Below are 19,876 nucleotides of genomic sequence, written 5' to 3'. Positions count from 1 at the left end.
GACGACGGCACCGTACGCATCTGGAACCGCGACACCGGCACCGAACACACCACCCTCACCGGCCACACCGGCCCGGTCCTGTCGGTAGCGGTCACCCCGGACGGCCAGCAGATCATCAGCAGCGGCGACGACGGCACCGTCCGCGTCTGGAACCGCGACACCGGCACCGAACACACCACCCTCACCGGCCACACCGGCCCGGTCTGGTCGGTAGCGGTCACCCCGGACGGATCGGAGATCGTCAGTGTTGGTGATCGGACGATCCGCGTGTGGAACCGGCGCAGTGGGTTGCAGGTTCGAGGGACGGCGTTGGCGGGGGCGACGCGGCGGGGGGTGCTTGCCGGGGTCCGCAGCGACGAGCCCAGCGACCACGATCTCCTCGAGGTCGAGGCTGATGTCGAGACCCTCGCGATGTTGATCGCGGCATCGGAGACGGTCCCGCCCTTGGCGATCGCGGTGCTGGGCGAGTGGGGGTCGGGGAAGTCGAGTGTGCTGCGTCAGCTTCGTGCCCGGGTCGATCGGCTGGCCGGGATGTCACTGAGCAACCCGGGCAGCAGCTCGTTCGTGTCGTCGGTGGGCCAGATCGAGTTCAATGCCTGGCACTACAGCGACGGGCAGGTGTGGACCGGAATCATCGAGCATCTGTTCACCGAACTCGCCACCGACCGGGCGGCGGGCACGCCGTCGGCCGATCCGGCGGGCAGCCGGGCTGAGCGGGAGCGCCTGCGCGCCGAGACGGACCGGTTGGAAGCTGCCCGCACTCGGCTGGACGCGCAGATCAGCGCGGTGGACGCCGCGCGTTCCGCGCATGGCCGACTCGCCGGGCTGGGCTCGCCGGGTGGCTTCCTGCGGGCGGGACGCGCGGCGATCCTTGGCCTGGCCATCGACGTCCGGACAGGAATGTGGGCTCTCGCCGGCTGGGCGGTGCTGCTGGCCGGGGCGGCGGGCGCGTGGTGGTGGGCCGGTCCGTGGCTGCGGACGGCCGGGACGGTCCTGGCCGGGTTGCTCGCGCTCGCCCCGGTCGCCCTCGCCCGTCGGATCCACCGGTGGATGGTGTCGTTCACCGACCGGGAGCGACGCCGTCTGACCGCGGCGAACGACCAGGTCCAGCAGGACCTCGCGAATACTCGGGCGCGCCTGGCCAGGGTCGACGCGGCGGTGGCCCTCGCCAACGTTCTCGACCGGCTCAGCACCGGAAGCGCTTATCAGAACTACCGGGGTCTGGTCGGCCAGATCAGCGCCGACCTTGACCAGCTCGAACGCGCCCTCACCGCCGCCCGAGCCCAGTGGCAGACCACCGGCAGTGCGGCCAAGCCGCCGCCGCTGGAACGGATCATCCTCTACGTCGACGATCTCGACCGCTGCCCCCCGCAACGTGTCGTCGAGGTACTGACCGCGGTCCACCTGCTCCTCGCCCGCCGGTTGTTCGTTGTCGTGGTCGCCGTCGACGCCGCCTGGCTGCGCCGCAGCCTGACCACCCATCACAGCGGCCTGTTCGGCAACGCCGACGGCACCGACGCGGGTCGAGCGGTCACTCCGGTGGACTGGCTCGACAAGATCTTCCAGATTCCGTTCGCGTTACGCCCCATGGGCACCACCGCCGCCGCCTACCTGTCCGCCCTCCTCCCGGTCCCATCGCAACGCGCACCGCGACCCACAGCCCCGACCCCCAGGCCCAGCCCGAGCGACCAGCCCGGCCCCGGCACCGGCCCGGGGCCGCGCGGTCCAGCGCCCGCACCATCCGGCAGGGTCCGTCCCCCAGGTGCCGACGACCCGCTAGGCAGGTTCACCGACGAGCGCCTGGCTGGACGCCAGGGGACAGCCATTGCGGACCTGCGGCCCGCCAGCCTTGAACTCACCGACGGTGAACGAACCGCGATTCCCCTCGTCGGTCCGCTCCTGACGACCCCCCGCGCGGGCAAACGACTGGTCAACCTGTACCGGCTGATCCGCATCGGCGTGCCCAACGCCGATCTCACCGCGTTCACCGCCGGGCCTCACCACGCGGCCCTGCTGCTCCTGGCCGTCACCGTCGGCCATCCCACCCTGGCCCCGCCGCTGCTCAACGCCCTCGCCGCCAGCACCGACGACCCCGACATCGTCGCGTTCCTCCGCGGCAAACCCTGCGGGGACGACCACGCGCCCGGCTGCGACATCGTCGCCGACCTGGTCGAGACAATTCGCGGGGCGGGAACGGCCTTCCACGGCGACCTGGCCACCTACCGGCAGTGGGGACCCCGCATCGCCCGACACAGCTTCCACACCGTCGGCCTCGTCCAGCCGCCCAGGCCGTAGCCCGGCGGAGGTGGTGGGTGCGGCACCGCTGGTGCGAGCGGGTGCAGCGCGTGGATTGGGACCAAGTGGTATCCCGGTCACCGGCGGACTGGATCCGCGAGCCGGCCAGCGGCGTCAAGCCTTTCACCTCAGGTCGGCTTGCGGACAGACCGCCGGACGACGAGCTGAGCTGGGTGCTGGGAATGGCGCGTGGCGCGGTGGGGATGGCGCGTGGCGCGGTGGCGAACCGCCGCCGGTCGAGCCGACGCTGGGACGCGCTGCGGGTTCGTCTGGCGATGCAGCTCCGCAATCCGGTCGACGGCGAGGTGTCTGATCGGGCGGGCAGCATGAATCGCGGCCAGCTGGCTCGCGGTTCGGACCACACCGCGCCGCCACGACGATGGGTTGTGGGCGTGAGATCACCCCGCGGTGACGACCGAAGCAGCCCGGGACGCCGCCGACTTCGCATTCTACGTAGAAAGTTTCAGTCAGCCCAGGAGAAGTGCAGCCGCTTCCTGATGCGAATCATTCTTGACGAGGACACACCGATACAGCTGCTCGACATTCTGCGACATCTGTTACCGCGCGAGCATCTTGACCACCTCAAAGACCTCGACTGGCAAGGGAAGAAGGACCGCGCGGTTCTGGCCGATGCCCGCCGGGCTCACTATGAGGCGATCCTCACCAACGACATCCGGCAGTTGGAAGTGCCAGCGGAAACCGATGCGATCAGAAAATCCGGGCTGCACTACATTCGCTACACGCAGCGTCGGCCAGGACTCAAGGGCTTGGCGTTCGCCATGCCGTCGACATCGAAACTACGTGTCCTGCGACTTCGGCGGGGTGTTCCAGTGCTGGTAGGTGGCCGCAGTTCTCGATCTCTACCTGCCGTGCGGCAGGAATCGCCCTGACATAGGCCGCCGCGTGGGCCGCGGGAAGGATGCCATCGCGATCTCCGCGGATCACTACGGTGGGTGCCTCGATCTGGCCGAGGCGCTCGCGGAGCCGTGGATCGTGCAGGTACGGGTTCCAGCCGAGGCGTGCGGTCGCCTCCATCGCGCGGAACAGGTGAAGCGGCAGCGCGAGCGGGTCCGTGGGGACTTCGGTGGCGTCGCCATCGGCAGCCAGTGCGGGGGCGAGGTGTGCCGGGAAGTCCGTTGGGCGGGCGAGCAACCGGGGCAGCAGCGCGTCGTCTTCGGCGCCGAAGATCTGGAAGATCGGGGCGCCCTCGATTCGCAGTCCCAAGGGGGCGAGCAGGGCGAGTGCTCCTACTCGCTCCGGGAACCAGACCGCGAGCTCGGCGGCCAGCCAGCCGCCGAGGGAGCTGCCCACCAGCACGGCGCGGTCCACCTCGAAGCGGTCGAGGATGCGTCGCAGGGTGAAGACGACATCGGCGATGTTCTGCCAGGTGGTGACCGGGTCCGACTGGCCGAAGCCGGGCAGTTCCGGCGCGATGACCTCGAAACCCGCAGCCGCGAGGGCGCCGAACACCGGAAGCGCGCCGACCTCCCCGAACGGGGAGTGCAGATACACCAGCGGGACGCCCTGACCCAGCCGGACATACCGGGTTCCGATTCCGTCGACCTCGATGCGCCGCAGGGTGCCGCCGGGACCGGCGCCGTTCGGGCGGGGGCCGGTAGTTGGCGCGGTCATGCGAGCGTCTCCGGCCAGACCGGTGGGGTGGCGAACTCGGCGCGTAGCTTCGGCATCACCTGTTCGGCGAACAGCTTCAGGTTGGCCCTGGTCAGATGGGCTGGCAGGCTGCCGAGCTGGAACAGGCCGAGCAGATTGCCGACGCCGAGCCGGCGGATCAGGTCGGCGAGCTTCTCGGCGACGGTGTCCGGACTCCCGACGATGGCGTAGGAGCCCGACACCACCGTCTCCCAGTCGGAGACCCCGAGCAGGTATTTCGACGCGTTCTCCATCAGCCGCACGGCCGACTGCACACTTTGATATCCGGGCGGCACGATCTGCACTCCGTTCAGCAGCTGCCGGGCGAAGTACCAGAGGTGCTCCTCGTACTCGGCGCGGGCCGCGGCGTCGGATTCAGCGACGTAGATCGGCAACAGCAGACCGAGGTTCTCGGGCGCCGGGTCCCGTCCGGCGGCCAGCCAGATCTGCCGGAAAGCCGCGTAGTTCCGTTCGAAGACCGAGGAGTGAAAGAAAGGTAGTCCGACGTAGGAGAACCCGCGGGCGGCGACGAGTTCCATCGTTTCCAGGGAACCCAGGCCCGGGATCCAGACCGGCGGATGTGGCTGCTGCAACGGCCGCGGCCAGGGGTTGACGTGGGGGATCTTGTAGAACTCGCCGTCGAACTCGAACGGGCCGGGTCTGGTCCAGGACTGGACGAAGAGGTCGAGCGCCTCGGCGAAGCGGCGCCGCGCCTGCGCGGGGTTCACGCCGGAGGAGTAGTACTCCGGGCCGCCGCCGACGACCATGCCCGCGATCAGCCGGCCGCCGGTGACCACGTCGAGGACCGCGAACTCCTCGGCCACCCGGGTCGGCGGGTTGTACAGCGGCAGGGCGTGCCGATCACCGCGATCTTCGCCCGCGAGGTCCGCCGGGCGAGCAGGGCCGCGAACAGGTTGGGGCTCGGCATCGACCCGTAGGCGGTCTGGTGGTGCTCGTTGACCACCAGCCCGTCGAAACCGACCTGCTCCGCGTACTCCAGCTCGTCCAGATACCGGTTGTACAGGTCATGGCCGCGCACGGGGTCGTAGAGCTCGTTCGGCACGGTTATCCAGGCCGAACCGCCGTAGTCTGCCGGCAGATACGGCCACGGCATCAGATGGAACGAGAAGATCTCCATGCGCTCCTCCTGACAGCTGACACCTCGGTCGACGCGCCGGGATGATCGAGGACGGCCCGCCACCGACACCTTTCCGGGCACCCGCCGACCGTAGCATTTCAATCGCCTTCCGACATGACCGTTCTCCAGCCGGGAAAACGACCAGAAACAATCCGACAACACTTATCCGGTCCTTTAGCGAGGCAAAAGCGGTTCCAAGGCGGCACCACCTAGCCTGGTTTGTGGCCCAGGAAGTGTGCGGTTCACCGGGCGAAGACCGGTTCCGCGCGTTCGTGACAAGGGGGCGGCACAGCGATGAACACCGGATCAACCGAGACGGCGCGAGACAACGACCCGGCGTGGGTTTCCGTCGACCCGATCGCCGTGGTGGGCCTGGCCTGCCGGCTGCCCTCGGCGTCCGATCCGGCGGCGTTCTGGCGGCTGCTGCGGGGCGGCGGCGACGCGGTGGACCGCGGCGCGACCGTGCCGCGCCGGCTCGGGACCCGCTTCGCCGCGCACCTCGACGACGTCTACGGCTTCGATCCGGAGTTCTTCGGGATCGCCCCCCGGGAGGCCGCGCACCTCGACCCGCAGCAGCGCCTCGCCCTCGAACTCGCCTGGGAGGCGGTGGAGGCGGCGGGTCACCGCCCGGTGGAGCTCGCCGGCAGCCGCACCGGCGTGTTCCTCGGAGCTATCACCAGCGACTACGCCACCCGACTGCTGCGCGCCGGTGAGGACGCGATCACCCGCCACACGCTGACCGGGCAGAGCCGGGGCATCATCGCCAACCGCGTCTCCTACGCGCTGGACCTGGGCGGCCCCAGCCTGACGGTCGACGCGGCCCAGGCATCGTCGCTGGTCGCGGTGCACCTCGCGGTCGAGAGCCTGCGACGCGGCGAGAGCGATCTCGCCCTCGCCGGCGGCGTGCAGCTCAACCTGGCGCCGGAGAGCACCCTGACCGCCGAGCGGTTCGGCGCGCTGTCCCCCGACGGCCGCTGCTTCACCTTCGACGCCCGGGCCAACGGGTACGTCCGCGGTGAAGGCGGCGCGATCGTCCTGCTCAAGCGGCTGTCCGCGGCCCGGGCGGACGGTGACACGGTGCACGCGGTGATCCTCGGCGGCGCCGTGAACAGCGACGGTGCCACCGCCGGGCTCACCCTGCCCAGCGCCAACGCGCAGGCCCGGGTCCTGCGCGAGGCGGCCCGCTCGGCACGGGTCGATCCGCACGAGATCCAGTACGTGGAGCTGCACGGGACGGGCACGCGGGTCGGCGACCCGATCGAGGCCGCGGCGCTCGGCCGGGCCTACGGCAGCGGACGAGACGCCGCCGCGCCCCTGCTCGTCGGCTCGGCGAAGACGAACGTGGGGCACCTCGAAGGCGCCAGCGGCATCGTCGGCCTACTCAAGACCGTGCTCGCGATCTCCCACCGCGAGCTGCCCCCGAGCCTGAACTTCGTCACCCCGAACCCGGACATCGACGTCGACGAGCTGCGCCTGCGGGTGCGCACCGCGCACGGCCCCTGGCCGGCCACGGACCAGCCGCTGGTCGCCGGCGTCAGCTCCTTCGGGGTGGGCGGCACGAACTGCCACCTCGTCCTCGCCGAACCGCCGGCGCTCACCGCCACCACGCCCGCACCAGGCCTACCGCCGTCCACCCGGGAGGCGTCCGCGCCCACGGTCGATGGCGGGCCGCGGCCGATGCCGTGGCTGCTGTCCGGGCGGGACGAGGCGGCGCTGCGAGCCCAGGCCGGGCGCCTGCACGACCTGCTCGCCCCCGGCGCGGATCTGGCCGGCGCGGATCTGGCCGGCGCGGGCCCGACCGGCGACGGGGAGACGGCGCGGTTCGACCCGGCTGACGTCGGCCACTCGCTGGCGACGACGCGCACGGCGTTCGGGCGGCGCGCCGTCATCGTCGGTTCCGAGCCCGCCGAGTTCCTGGCCGCGCTGCGGCACCTGCGCGACGGTGGGCAGGCCGCGGGTCTGGTGACCGCGCAGCCGGGCGACGTCGACGCGGCCGGTGGTGTCGTGCTGGTCCTGCCCGGGCAGGGGTCGCAGTGGGCGGCCATGGCCCGCGAGCTGCTCGCCACCTCGCCGGTGTTCGCCGAGCACATCGCCGCCTGCGCGGGGGCACTCGCCCCGCACGTCGACTGGTCGCTGCTGGAGGTGCTCCACGGCGAGGTCGGGGCGCCGTCGCTGGAGCGCGTCGACGTCGTCCAGCCGATGCTGTTCGCCGTCATGACATCGCTGGCGGCGCTGTGGCGTTCGTTCGGGGTCCGCCCGGCCGCCGTGATCGGGCATTCCCAGGGCGAGGTCGCCGCCGCCTACGTGGCCGGGGCGTTGTCGCTGGCCGACGCGGGCGCGATCATCGCGCGGCGCAGCCGGGTGCTGGCCGGGATCTCGGGCAGCGGCGGGATGGTGTCGGTCCCGCTGCCGGCCGCCGCGGTGCGCGAGCACCTCGGGGACGACGACGCGCTCGCGGTGGCGGCGATCAACGGGCCGGCGTCGACGGTCGTCGCCGGCGCCCCCGCGGCGCTGGACGCGCTGCTCGCCCGCTACGCCGAGGCCGGCGTGGATGCCCGCCGTGTCCCGGTGGACTTCGCCTCGCACTCGCCGCAAGTGGCGCAACTGCGCGGCGCGCTGCTCGCCGAACTCGCCGGCTTCACCCCGCGGGCCAGCGACGTCACCTTCTATTCGACGGTGACCGGGGACGCCGTGGACACCGGCCGGCTCGACGCCGACTACTGGTACAGCAACCTGCGCGAGACCGTGCACTTCGACGCGGCGGTGCGTACGGCGCTGGCCGCCGGCCACCGCGTGTTCGTCGAGGCGAGCCCGCATCCGATCCTCACCGGGGGCATCCGGGCGATCGCCGAGGCGTGGGCGGGCTCGGTGGCGGACGGGTCGGTGGGGCCGGCCGGGTCGGCTCTCGCGGTCGGATCGCTGCGCCGGGACGACGGTGGGCTGGACCGCTTCCTGCGGTCGCTGGCCGAGGTGCACGTCGCCGGGTCCGCGGTCGACTGGACGCCGTCCTTCCCGGCCGGCGCGCGTCGCGTCGCCCTGCCGACCTACCCGTTCCAGCGCCGGCAGTTCGAGCTGGCTGCGCCGGAGCCGTCTGGGTCCGCCACGGCGGGGCCGTCTGGGTCCGCCACGGCGGCGCCGTCTGGGTCCACCGCGGCGGCGCCGCGCGGTCCGGGTGTGCCCGACGGCGAGGACGCGCAGTACTCGGGCGAGGACGCCGCTGGCCGCGAGGCGGCGCCGACGCACGACCGTCCGACCGCGGGCCGCGGTTCGGCCGGGGCGGCCAGCGAGCGGGAGCTGCTCGAGGTCATCGGCGCGACCCTGACGATCGTGCTGGGTCACGCCAGTGGCAGCGTCGTCGCGGAACGGTCGTTCGCCGACCTGGGGTTCGACTCGGTCAGCGCGGTGGAGTGCCGCGACCGGCTGGCCGCCGCGACCGGGGTGGCGCTGCCGACGACCCTGACCTTTGACTATCCGACTCCGCGCCGGCTCGCCGCGTACCTGCGCGGGGCGCTCACCGGCGCCGGCGAGGCGTCCGCGCACGGCACCGTCTCGGGCGCGGCCCGGACCACACCGGGACGCGCGGACGAGCCGATTGCCATCGTCGCCGTCGCCGGGCGCTGGCCGGGGGGCGCCGACACGCCGGAGCAGCTGTGGGACCTACTGACCGGCCGGGTGGACGCGATCGGCCCGTTCCCAACCAACCGCGGCTGGGACCTGGCCGCCCTGCACGACCCGGAGCTGAGCCGGCCGGGCACCTCCTACGCCCGCGAGGGCGGTTTCCTGCACGACGCCGACACGTTCGACGCCGACTTCTTCGGTATCTCGCCGCGGGAGGCCGCCGCGATGGATCCCCAGCAGCGCCTGCTGCTGGAGACCTCGTGGGAGGCACTGGAGCGGGCCGGGATCGACCCGACGTCGCTGCACGGCTCGGCCACCGGCGTGTTCGCCGGGGTCACCCCGCACGACTACGGTCCCCGCCTCGTCGAGGCGCCCGAGGGCTACGGCGGCTATGTGCTGACCGGCAGCCTGTCGTCGGTCGCCTCCGGCCGCGTCGCCTACACCCTCGGTCTGGAGGGGCCGGCCGTCACCATCGACACGGCCTGCTCGTCGTCGCTGGTCGCGATCCACCTCGCCAGCCAGGCGCTGCGCGGCGGCGAGTGCACCCTGGCGTTGGCCGGTGGCGTCGCCGTCATGCCGACACCGGGGATGTTCACCGAGTTCTCCCGCCAGCGCGGCCTGGCCCCGGACGGGCGGTGCAAGCCGTTCGCCGCCGCCGCCGACGGCACCGCCTGGGCCGAGGGCGTCGGCGTGGTGGTGCTGGAACGGCTGTCCGACGCGCGCCGCCACGGCCACCGGATCCTCGCCGTCGTGCGTGGCAGCGCGGTGAACTCCGACGGCGCGTCCAACGGTCTGACCGCGCCGAACGGGCCGTCGCAGCAGCGCGTCATCCGCGCCGCCCTCGCCGCCGCCGACCTGTCCCCCACCGACATCGACGCCGTCGAAGCCCACGGCACCGGCACCACCCTCGGCGACCCCATCGAAGCCCAGGCCATCCTCGCCACCTACGGCCAACACCGCCCCACCGACCAACCCCTGCACCTCGGCTCCGTCAAATCCAACATCGGCCACACCCAGGCCGCCGCCGGCGTCACCGGCGTCATCAAGATCGTGCAGGCGCTGCGGCACGGCCAGCTACCCGCGACGCTGCACGTCGACGCGCCGAGCCCACATGTGGACTGGACCAGCGGCGCCGTCCGCCTGCTCACCGACCCGGTCGACTGGCCCGCCGCCGCTGCCACCGACCGGCCACGGCGCGCCGCCATCTCCGCCTTCGGCATCAGCGGCACCAACGCCCACCTCATCCTCGAAGAACCCCCCGCCGAGCCCGACCCCACCGCAGCCCACGCCAGCGCGCCGCGCAGCGACGTGCCCGCGGTGCTGCCGTGGGTACTGGGTGCGCACTCCGCGGCGGCGCTGCGGGCGCAGGCCACGCGTCTCGCCGAGCGGGTCGCCGCCGGCGCGGACCTGCCGGGCTCGCCGTCGACCACCGACGTCGGCCATGCGCTGGCGGTCGGTCGGGCCGCCCTGGAACACCGCGCGGTCGTCGTCGCGGACAGCGTCGAGGAGTTCCTCACGGGACTGCGGGCGATCGCCGCCGACGTCCCGGCGGGTCACGCCGTGTGCGGTGTCGCCGCGCCGGCCACGGGACGCACCGCGTTTCTGTTCACCGGGCAGGGCAGCCAGCGCGCCGGGGCCGGCCGCGAGCTGTACGCACGCTTCGGCGTGTTCGCCGACGCACTCGACGAGGTCGCCGGACCGCTCGACGTCGCCGTCGGCCGGTCCGTGCGGGAGTTGCTGTTCACCGAGGCCGGTTCGCCGGCGGCCGCCGATCTGGACGCGACCGCCTACACCCAGCCGGCGCTGTTCGCCCTGGAAGTGGCGCTGTACCGGCTGGTCGAGTCGTTCGGGCTGCGGGCCGACCGCCTCATCGGCCACTCCGTCGGCGAGCTGAGCGCCGCCCATGTCGCCGGGGTGTTCTCGCTGTCCGACGCGGCGACGCTCGTCGCCGCACGCGGCCGGCTCATGCAGAGCGTGCCCGCGACCGGCGCCATGGCCGCCCTGGAAGGCACCGACGCCGAGATCGAGCGGCTGCTCGCCGACGCGGCCGACGCGGCCGGGACGGTCGGGACGGTCGGCATCGCGGCGGTCAACGGGCCCCGCTCGGTGGTGATCTCCGGTGACCGCGAGGCGGTCGAGTCCCTCGCCGGCCGCTGGCGCGACGCGGGCCACCGGGCCAAGGCGCTGCGGGTCAGTCATGCGTTCCACTCCGCGCACCTCGACCCGGTCCTCGACGAGTACCGCCGGGTGCTGTCGACGGTGACGCTGCGGCCGCCGACGATCCCGATCATCTCGAACGTCACCGGCGAGGTGGCCACCGACGCCGAACTCACCGATCCCGACTACTGGGTGCGCCACCTGCGCGGCGCGGTCCGGTTCCACGACGGCGTACGCACCCTCGCCGCCCAGGGCGTGACCACCTACGTCGAGCTGGGCCCGGACGCCGTGCTCGCCGCCCTGGCCGAGCAGACCCTCGCCGACGCGGCCCCCACCGGGGCAGCGCCAGCCGGCACAGCGCCGGACGCGGCGGCCCCCGCGGCGCCGGTGGTCGTCGCCCTGCTGCGGGCGAACCGCCCGGAGCTCCGCTCGGCCACCGCCGCGCTGGCCCGCCTGCACGTCGACGGCGCCGCCGAGGTCGACTGGTCGGCCGCGTTCGCCGGGCGGCCGGTGCGCCCCACCGACCTGCCGACCTATCCCTTCCAGCGCCGGCGCCACTGGCTGGACCGGCCCGCGGCCCCCACCGCCCCCGTACTGAGCGATGTCAGGGGCGCGGGCGAGCCGGCCCATCCGCTGCTCAGCGCCGCGGTGGAGCTGGCCGACGGCGCCCTGGCGCTCTCCGGCCGCCTCGACCCGGCCGCGCTGCCCTGGCTCGTCGACCACGCGGTACGCGACACCGTGCTGCTGCCGGGCACGGCGTTCGTGGACCTCGTGCTGACCGCCGGGCGGCGGGCCGGCGCCCCGTTCGTCGAGGAGCTCGCCCTCACCGCGCCGCTGGTCCTGCCGGCCGCCGGCACGGTCGAGGTCCAGGTCATCGTCGCCGCGGCCGAACCGTCCGCCGGCCACGCCGCGGCCGGCGGACGCCGGGCGGTGACGGTGTACTCCCGGCCGGACGCCACCCGGCCCGGCACCGACGCCGCGGCGGCACCCTGGCACCGGCACGCGATCGGTTTCCTGCGCACGGAACAGGCGCCCGGCAGCCCAGCGAGCGGCGCGGAACTGGCGGGAGCCTGGCCGCCGCCCGGCGCGGTCGCGTTGGACGTCGACGACCTGTATCCGCGCCTCGCCGGCGACGGCTACCAGTACGGGCCGGCGTTCCGCGGCCTGCGGGCCGCCTGGCGCCTCGGCGACGACATCCTCGCCGACGTCGCGCTGCCCGCGGACGCCGGCGAGCGGGCGGACGGCTTCGGCGTCCATCCCGCGCTCCTCGACGCGGCCCTGCACGCGGTCATCGGGCTGCTCCCGGCTGCCGGCGGCGACACTGCCGACGCCACGGCCGACCCCACTGCCTCCGCCGTCTCCGCTGCCGCCGCCGGCCCCGGCGACGCGGCCGGCCAGACCGTGACCAGGCTGCCCTTCACCTGGAACGACGTCACGCTGACCGGCACCGGCGCCACCGCGCTGCGCGTCCGGGTGGCCGCGACGGGACCGGACCGCTCCACGCTCACGGCGACGGACGAGACGGGCTCGCCGGTCGCGACCATCGGCGGCCTGACCCTGCGCCCGGTCGCCACCGAGGCCCTGGTCGCGGCGGGCCGCCGCGTCGCCGGCCCCGCCGACGAAGGGCTGTACCTGGTGGGCTGGCCGGTGGTGCCCCACACCGGCACGGAACCGGCCGGCACGGAACCGGCGGACGGCGAGCGGGTCGTCCTGGGCGACGCGGCGGCGTTCGGCCTGCCGGCCGCCGGCGATCTGGCGGCGCTGCGGGCCGCGGTCGACGCCGGCGGGCGCGCCCCGACCCTCGTCGTCCACCAGCACCGTTCCCGGCCGGCGGGCCCGGCCGACGGGCCGGTCGAGGCCGCGCACGCCACCGCGCGGGACCTGCTGCGGCTGCTGCGCGACTGGCTGGCCGACGAACGGTTCACCGCGTCCCGTCTCGTGGTCGTGACCGAAAGGGCGGTGGCGACCGGGCCCGGCGAGGACGTCGAGGATCTCGCCGCCGCGGGCGGCTGGGGGCTGGTCCGCAGCGCCCACACCGAGAATCCCGACCGGGTGGCGTTGCTCGACGTCGACGGCCGGTCCACCTCGCGGGCGGCGGTCGCCGCGGCCCTCGCGCTGCTCGCCGCCTCCCCTGCCGCGCACAGCGAGCTGGCGGTGCGCGACGGGGAGGTCCGCCGGCCGCTGCTGGCACCGCTGAGCGCGACACCGAGGCTGGTCGTGCCCGCGGGCACCGAGCCGTGGCGGCTCGACGTGACCAGCGCCGGCTCGTTGGACGACCTCGCGCTGCTGCCCGAACCGGCCGCGCGGCGCGCGCTGGGCCCCGGCGAGGTGCGGGTCGCCCTGCGCGCGGCGGGTCTGAACTTCCGGGACGTGCTGATCGGCCTGGGGATGTACCCAGGTGGGGCCCGCATCGGCGCGGAAGGCGCCGGGGTGGTCGTCGAGGTCGGTGCGGACGTCACCGACCTCGTGCCGGGAGACCGGGTGATGGGCCTGGTCCAGGGCACGCTCGGCCCGCTGGCGGTGACCGACCGCCGGCTGGTGACGGCGATCCCGCCGGGCTGGTCGTTCGGGCAGGCCGCCGGCGTGCCGGTCGCGTTCCTCACCGCCTACCACGGCCTGGTCGGCCTCGGCGGGCTGCGCGCCGGTGAGTCCGTGCTGATCCACGCCGCCACCGGCGGGGTGGGCCAGGCGGCGGTGCAGCTCGCGCGGCAGCTGGGTGCCGAGGTCTTCGGCACCGCCAGCCCAGCGAAGTGGCCGGTGCTGCGACGCCAGGGCCTCGACGAGGCGCACCTCGGTTCGTCGCGGACGCTGGAGTTCGCCGACCTCGTCCGGGCCACCACCGGCGGGCGGGGCGTCGACGTGGTGCTCAACGCGCTGGCCGGCGAGTTCACCGACGCGTCGCTGGGCCTGCTCGGTGCCGGTGGGCGGTTCGTCGAGATGGGCAAGACCGACCAGCGCGAGCCGGACGCCGTCGCGGCACGCTGGCCCGGCGTGACCTACCAGGCGTTCGACCTGTTCGACGTCGACCCGGCGCGGATCGCCGTGATGCTCGCCGACCTCGCGGCCCTGTTCGCCCAGGGCGCGCTGCGGCCACTGCCGACGACCGCCTGGGACATCCGGCACGCCCCCCAGGCGTTGCGCCAGCTCAGCCTCGCCCGGCACACCGGCAAGCTGGTCCTCACGCTGCCGACGCCGCTGGACTCGGCGGGCACGGTGCTGGTGACCGGCGGCACGGGGGCGCTCGGCGCGCTGACGGCCCGCCGGCTCGTCACCCACCACGGGGTGCGTCACCTGCTGCTGGCCAGCCGGGGCGGGCCGGACGCGCCGGGTGTGACGGCCCTGCGCGCCGGGCTCGCCGAGCTGGGCGCGACGGCGACCGTCGTGGCCGCCGACGTCAGCGACCGTGCCGACGTGCGCAGGCTGCTCGCCGCCGTCCCGGCCGAGCATCCGCTGAGCGCCGTCGTGCACACCGCCGGGGTGCTCGAGGACGCGGTGCTGACCTCGCTCGACGAGCCGGCGCTGGACCGGGTGCTGCGGCCGAAGGTCGACGGCGCGTGGGCGCTGCACGAGGCGACGGCAGGGCTCGACCTCGCCGCGTTCGTGCTGTTCTCCTCGGTCGCCGGGCTCCTCGGGAACGCCGGCCAGGCGAACTACGCGGCCGCGAACGCGTTCGCCGACGCCCTCGCGCACCATCGGCGGGCCGGCGGGCTGCCGGCCGTCGCGCTGGCCTGGGGCCACTGGGCCGAAGCCGGCGGGATGGCCGGTGCGCTCGCGGGCACCGACCTGGCGCGGATGGCCCGCACCGGCATCGCGCCGATGTCCACCGCGCAGGGCCTCGACCTGTTCGACTGCGCGCTCGCCGCGGGCGGCGCGGACCCGCTGCTGGTGACGGCCCGGCTGGATCCCACCGCCGCGGCCAGGTCCGGCCGCGACGCGGGCGGTCTGCTCGACGGTCTCGCCGCGAACAGCCGCGGCGCGGGCCCGGTGCCGGGCCACGGCCGCGACCCGGTGGACGCGGCTGACCAGGCCACAGCCTCGGCTGGTAACGGCGCACGCCCAGCGGACCGGGTCGCGGCGCTGCTCGACCGCCTGCGTGAGCGCCCCGCCGAGGAGCAGCACCGGACCCTGCTGACCCTCGTGCGGAGCACCGCGGCGGAGGTGCTCGGGCATGCCACGCCGGCGGCGATCCGTCCGGACCGTGGCTTCCTGGAGTCCGCGTTCGACTCGCTGAGCGCGATCGAGCTGCGCAACCGGCTGGCCCGGGAGACCGGCGGGCGGCTGCCGACGACGCTGCTGTTCGACCATCCGACGCCGACGATCCTCGCCGCGCACCTGCGGGACACCCTCGTCGGCGCCGCTCCGGCCGGGACGGCGGAGCTCGACCTCGACGCGGAGATCTCCCGGTTGGAGACCGCCCTGAGCGGCCCGCTGGCAGCGTCCCCGCCAGCGCTGGACGCCGTCGTGCGCCTGCACGCGCTGCTGGCCCGGGTCGCGGAGGCCGCCGGGGCGACCCCGAGCGCACCCGCGCCCCGGTCCGCGGACGAACCGGCCGAGTTCACCGAGCAGGTCGCCGACGCCACCGACGACGAGATCTTCGATCTCCTCGACCGCGAGCTCGGGCTGACGTGAGGCCCGCCGTGTCCATGACCCCGCCCGCCGACGACCCCGCCGCCCGCTCCGACCGCGCGCATCGAAAAGGCTGATCATGGCGAACGAACAGAAGCTTCGCGACTACCTCAACCGGGTCGCCGCCGACCTGCACCAGACCCGGGCGCGGCTGCGGGACAGCGAGGCCGCGCGCCGCGAGCCCATCGCGATCGTCGGGATGAGCTGCCGCTACCCCGGCGGGGTCAGCTCACCGGAGGAGCTGTGGGACCTCGTCGACGCCGGGCGGGACGCCATCAGCCCGTTTCCGGCGAACCGCGGCTGGGACGTCGAGCGGCTCTACGACGCCGACCCGGACCGGGCCGGGCACACCTACGCCCGCGAAGGCGGGTTCCTGCACGACGCCCCCGAGTTCGATGCCGCGTTCTTCGACATCTCCCCGCGCGAGGCCCTCGCCATCGACCCGCAGCAGCGGCTGCTGCTGGAGACCGCGTGGGAGGCACTGGAGCGGGCCGGAATCGACCCGACGTCGCTGCGCGGCTCCGCCACCGGCGTGTTCGCCGGGGTGATCGCCCAGGAGTACACCCCCCGCCTGCACCAGACCACCCCGGACCGCGTCGACGGGTACGTACTGACCGGCAGCACCACCTCGGTCGCCTCCGGCCGCGTCGCCTACACCCTCGGCCTGGAGGGGCCGGCGGTCACCGTGGACACGGCCTGCTCGTCGTCGCTGGTCGCGATCCACCTCGCCAGCCAGGCGCTGCGCGGCGGCGAGTGCACCCTGGCCCTGGCCGGCGGGGTCACCGTCATGTCGTCGCCGGGGATGTTCGTCGAGTTCTCCCGCCAGCGCGGCCTCGCCCCGGACGGGCGGTGCAAGCCGTTCGCCGCCGCCGCCGACGGCACCGCCTGGGGGGAGGGCGCGGGCCTGCTCGTCCTGGAACGGCTCTCCGACGCGCGCCGGAGCGGCCACCGGATCCACGCGGTGATCCGCGGTGGAGCGGTCAACTCGGACGGGACATCGAGCCAGCTCACGGCGCCGAACGGGCCGTCGCAGCAGCGCGTCATCCGCGCCGCCCTCGCCGCCGCCGACCTGTCCCCCACCGACATCGACGCCGTCGAAGCCCACGGCACCGGCACCACCCTCGGCGACCCCATCGAAGCCCAGGCCATCCTCGCCACCTACGGCCAACACCGCCCCACCGACCAGCCCCTGCACCTCGGCTCCGTCAAATCCAACATCGGCCACACCCAGGCCGCCGCCGGCGTGGCCGGCATCATCAACCTGGTCGGTTCGATGTCCCGCGGCCGGCTGCCCCGCACGCTGCACGTCGACGCCCCGAGCCCGCACGTCGACTGGACCAGCGGCGCCGTCCACCTGCTCACCGAACCCGCCAACTGGCCCACCAACCCGGACCGACCACGCCGCGCCGCCGTCTCCGCCTTCGGCATCAGCGGCACCAACGCCCACCTCATCCTCGAAGAACCCCCCGCCGAGCGCCCCGCGCAGGCCTCCGCCGACACACCGGCCGAACCCACCAGCGCCGAACCCACCAGCGCCGAACCCACCAGCGCCGAGCCCACCAGCATCCGGCCCACCAGCATCCGGCCCACCAGCGCCGAGCCGGGCGCGGTGCTGCCGTGGGTGCTGTCGGCACGCGGCGGCGAGGCGCTGCGGGGCCAGGCGGCCAGGCTGGCGCGGTTCGCCGACGTCCACCCGGAGCTCGCCGCGGCCGACATCGGGTACGCGCTCGCCACCGGCCGCGCCGGCCTCGAACACCGTGCCGCGGTCGTCGCCACCGACCCGGCCGGGTTCCGCGCCGGCCTGTCGGCACTGGCCGGCCGCGGCGACGACGGCGACGACGCGTCGTCGCCCGTCGAGGAGCTGACGGGCCCCGACGGCGCGATCGTCGCCCGGATCGTGCGCGGCAGCGCCGACACGTCCGCCACCGTCGTGTTCGTCCTGCCCGGTGGGGGCAGCGGCTGGCCGGCGATGGCCCGCGAGCTGCTCGCCGAGAGCCCGGTGTTCGCCGAGCACCTGCGCGCCGTCGCCGCCACCCTCGCCCCCCACCTGGACTGGGACCTCCTCGACGTCCTCACCGAACGTCCCGGCGCCCCGGCGCTGGAGCGCATCGACGTCGCCCAGCCCGTGCTGTTCGCCGTCGCCGTCGCCCTCGCCCGTCTCTGGCAGCACCACGGCGTCGAGCCGGCCGCCGTCGTCGGCCACAGCCAGGGGGAGATCGCCGCCGCCCACCTCGCCGGCGCCCTCAGCCTCGCCGACGCCGCTCTGATCATCGCCGTGCGCAGCCGGATCATCGCCGGGCTGCCCGAGTCGGGAACCATGGCGTCGGTGCGGCTGTCCGCCGACGAGCTGCGGGACCGGCTCGCCCGGTTCGGCGGCGGCGAGGCAGCGCACGGCCTGACCGTCGCCGTGCTCAACAGCCCGACGAGCACCGCGATCGCCGGGCCGCGCGACGCCCTCGACGCGTTCGCCGCGCGGCTGCGCGCCGAGGGGATCTCCGTGCGGGAGATCCCGGTCGGATTCGCGTCGCACTCGCCGCGGATGGCGGCGGCCCGCGACGAGCTGCTCGCCGCGCTCGCCGCGATCCGGCCGCGGCCGGCAAGCATCCCGATCCTGTCGACCGTCACCGCCGACTGGATCGACCCGGCCGCCCTCACCGCCGACTACTGGTACGCCAACCTGCGCCAACCCGTCCTGTTCGAACCCGCCACCCGCGCCCTGCTCGCCGCCGGCCACGACCTGTTCATCGAGATCAGCCCGCATCCCGGTCTCACCACCGCGATCGTCGAGACCGCCGAGGCCGCCGCCGACGTTCCCGGCCCGGTCGCCGCGGTGGCGACCCTGCGCCGCGGTGTCGGCGGGCTGGCCGCGTTCCACACCGCACTGGCGGGGGCGTACGTCCGCGGCGCACGGTTCGACCCGCAGGCCGTCTACGCCGGACGCGGCGCGGCGCCGGTCGACCTGCCGACGTACGCATTCGCCCGCCGCCGCTTCTGGCTCGACGGGTCCACCACCTCGCCCACGGCGGACGCGTCCGGGCTCGGCCTGCGGCCGACCGGCCATCCGCTGCTCGGGGCCACGGTCCGCCTCGCCGGGTCCGACGGGTCGGTGTCGACCGGCCTGCTGTCGCTGCGCACCCAGCCGTGGCTCGCCGACCATGTGGTGTTCGGCGAGGTGGTGGTGCCCGGCGCCGCCCTGGTCGAGCTGGTCGTGCGGGCCGGCGACGAGGCCGGTGCCGACGTCGTCGAGGAACTGGTCATCGAGACGCCCCTGATCGTGCCGGCCCGCGGGGGCGTCCAGCTACAGGTGAGCGTCGGCGCCGCCGACGCGACCGGTCGGCGCCCGGTCAGCGTGCACGCCCGCGCCGAGGACGCCGCCGAAGCGGCGGACTGGACCCGGCATGCGCACGGCATCCTGCTCACCGCCGCCGACGCGGCCACCCTTCGCCCGGACGCTGCCGGCCTGAATGGTGCCGGCCTGAATGCTGGCAGCGACTTGGCGGCGCCTGAATGGCCGGCGGACGACGGTTGGCTCCCAGCCGACGCGGCCCGCGCCGACGTCGACGCGCTCTACGACACCTTTGCCGACTCCGGGCTCGCCTACGGCCCGACCTTCCGTGGGCTGCGGGCCGCCTGGCAGGCCGGCGAGCGGCTGTTCGCCGAGGTGGCACTGCCCGTTGACGCCGCGGAGCGGGCCGGCGCCTTCGGCTTGCACCCGGCGCTGCTCGACGCCGCGCTGCACCTCACCGGCCTCGCCGCAGCCGCGGACGGTGCCCGGCTGCCCTTCGTCTGGCGCGGGGTGCGGCTGCATGCCGCGGGCGCCGCCGCGCTGCGGGTACAGCTGCGCGCCACCGGCCCGGACCGAATCTCGCTCACCGCGGTCGACGACGAGGGCGCCGCGGTCGTCTCGGTGGCGGAGCTGGCGCTGCGCCCGGTCACCGCGGAGCAGGTCCAGGCGGCCGGCTCGCGGCGTGCCGACGACCTGTTCGCACTGTCCTGGGCGCCGTTCGCGGCCGCCACGGAGTCGACCGGCGCTGGCGCGACTGGCGCGACTGGCGCGACTGGCGCGGCTGGCGCGGACAGCTGGACGCTGGTCGCGGCCTCGGCCAGCACAGGTCTCGCGTCGGTCGCGGCGACGCTGCGTTCCGCCGGGCACGCCGTCGAGGTCGTCCCCGACCTCGACGCCCTCGACGCGCGGCATCGGACCGACGAAGCCGTGCCGAGTCTGGTCGTCGTCTCGCCGTCAGCTTCGCCGGTCGACCCGGCGCATCCGGGGCAGGTGCCGGCGGCGGCCCGGGCCGCCGTGGCCGACATCCTCAGCCTGCTCCAGCGCTGGCTCGCCGACGACCGCTGGACGGCGGCGACCCTCGTGGTGCTGACCGCCAACGCGGTCAG

The 19,876-nt window shown here is 74.7% G+C and carries 6 protein-coding genes and 1 pseudogene; 4 read left to right on the top strand and 3 right to left on the bottom strand.

Annotated elements, in window-relative coordinates:
• Both MXD60_RS19595 and MXD60_RS29475 read left to right on the top strand, forming a co-directional pair.
• Nucleotides 1–2,295, top strand: a 2,295-nt coding sequence (locus MXD60_RS19595; protein WP_248820777.1) for a P-loop NTPase fold protein, incomplete at its 5' end; no start/stop codon positions are given.
• A gap of 182 nt (nt 2,296–2,477) precedes the next feature.
• A pseudogene (locus MXD60_RS29475) lies at nt 2,478–3,017 on the top strand (hypothetical protein); the annotation flags it as partial.
• A 37-nt stretch (nt 3,018–3,054) separates the two neighbouring features.
• On the opposite strand, the gene MXD60_RS19585 reads toward MXD60_RS29475, so the two are convergent.
• From MXD60_RS19585 to MXD60_RS28930, 3 genes are read right to left on the bottom strand one after another with little or no spacing between them, the layout of a single operon-like run.
• Complete coding sequence (locus MXD60_RS19585; RefSeq protein ID WP_248820776.1) at nt 3,055–3,927, bottom strand: alpha/beta fold hydrolase; 873 nt, start codon at nt 3,925–3,927, stop codon at nt 3,055–3,057.
• Nucleotides 3,924–4,769: an LLM class flavin-dependent oxidoreductase gene (locus MXD60_RS19580; RefSeq protein ID WP_308222541.1), complete on the bottom strand. Its 846-nt coding sequence runs from the start codon at nt 4,767–4,769 to the stop codon at nt 3,924–3,926. The genes MXD60_RS19585 and MXD60_RS19580 overlap by 4 nt, the downstream gene beginning before the upstream one ends.
• Nucleotides 4,721–5,083: an LLM class flavin-dependent oxidoreductase gene (locus MXD60_RS28930; protein WP_283098651.1), complete on the bottom strand. Its 363-nt coding sequence runs from the start codon at nt 5,081–5,083 to the stop codon at nt 4,721–4,723. The genes MXD60_RS19580 and MXD60_RS28930 overlap by 49 nt, the downstream gene beginning before the upstream one ends.
• A 294-nt stretch (nt 5,084–5,377) precedes the next feature.
• On the opposite strand from MXD60_RS28930, the gene MXD60_RS19575 reads away from it, so the two are divergent.
• Together MXD60_RS19575 and MXD60_RS19570 are read left to right on the top strand one after the other, a co-directional pair.
• Nucleotides 5,378–15,487, top strand: a complete 10,110-nt coding sequence (locus MXD60_RS19575; protein ID WP_248820775.1) for a type I polyketide synthase — start codon at nt 5,378–5,380, stop codon at nt 15,485–15,487.
• A gap of 76 nt (nt 15,488–15,563) precedes the next feature.
• Nucleotides 15,564–19,876 (top strand): type I polyketide synthase (locus MXD60_RS19570; protein ID WP_248820774.1); only part of this gene is annotated, 4,313 nt, incomplete at its 3' end.

Origin of the sequence: Frankia sp. AgB32, assembly GCF_023243045.1 — a bacterium.
Lineage (GTDB): Bacteria > Actinomycetota > Actinomycetes > Frankiales > Frankiaceae > Frankia.
The sequence above is the reverse complement of the archived record's forward strand: the minus strand, read 5'-3'. Positions and strand labels throughout refer to the sequence as shown.